Annotated in this window: 1 protein-coding gene; it reads left to right on the forward strand. The window is 59.9% G+C overall.

Features of this window, described 5'->3' with window-relative positions:
• The first annotated feature begins 212 nt into the window (after nucleotides 1-212).
• Nucleotides 213-584, forward strand: coding sequence for an endonuclease domain-containing protein (locus tag NKI47_RS35045; RefSeq protein WP_352596432.1), 372 nt, complete (start codon nucleotides 213-215; stop codon nucleotides 582-584).
• Nucleotides 585-623: the final 39 nt, after the last annotated feature.

Consider the following 623-nt stretch of genomic DNA (forward strand, 5'->3'; position numbering starts at 1 on the left):
GCCGGTCGATGCCATACCAAGCCGTCGAAAACTGCTTTCCCGGCCTTCAAAAAAGCCCCATTAACTCACCAACCAGGATTTCGCTTCCCGTGCAAAGCCCTCCCAAGGGGAGAAGGGGAGGCGCCGCGCCATCCCCTTTGGTTGGTCTCGAACGTCGGCCCTTATCTGAGGATTCCTTGGAGGTCGTCCCCAGGATTGGATAACGTCGCCCCATGCCGCATCAGCCCGTTGCGCCCACCAAACGTCGCTTCGCCCGCTCAATGCGACGCGAGCCGACGGAAGCGGAAGACCGCCTGTGGCATGAACTGCGCGGACGCAGGCTCGATGGCATCAAATTCCGGCGTCAGGTCCCCGTCGGCAAATTCATTGCCGATTTCATTTGCGCCGAGGCCAGGCTGATTGTCGAGATCGACGGCAGCCAGCATGCGGATTCTGATTATGACCGGGAGAGAGATGCGGAATTGAAGGCGAGGGGCTTTCGTGTGCTGCGTTTCTGGAATGACGACGTGCTGCGGGATCTGAACGCAGTCTGCGACACCATCATCGCTTACGTCCGCGATGACAGTTTGCAGCCTTGGCGGTAATCGCGCGCTCTTCCCTTCTCCCCCTGTGGGAGAAGGTGG

The sequence above is a fragment of the Mesorhizobium sp. M0633 genome, from assembly GCF_040320645.1.
Lineage (GTDB): Bacteria > Pseudomonadota > Alphaproteobacteria > Rhizobiales > Rhizobiaceae > Mesorhizobium.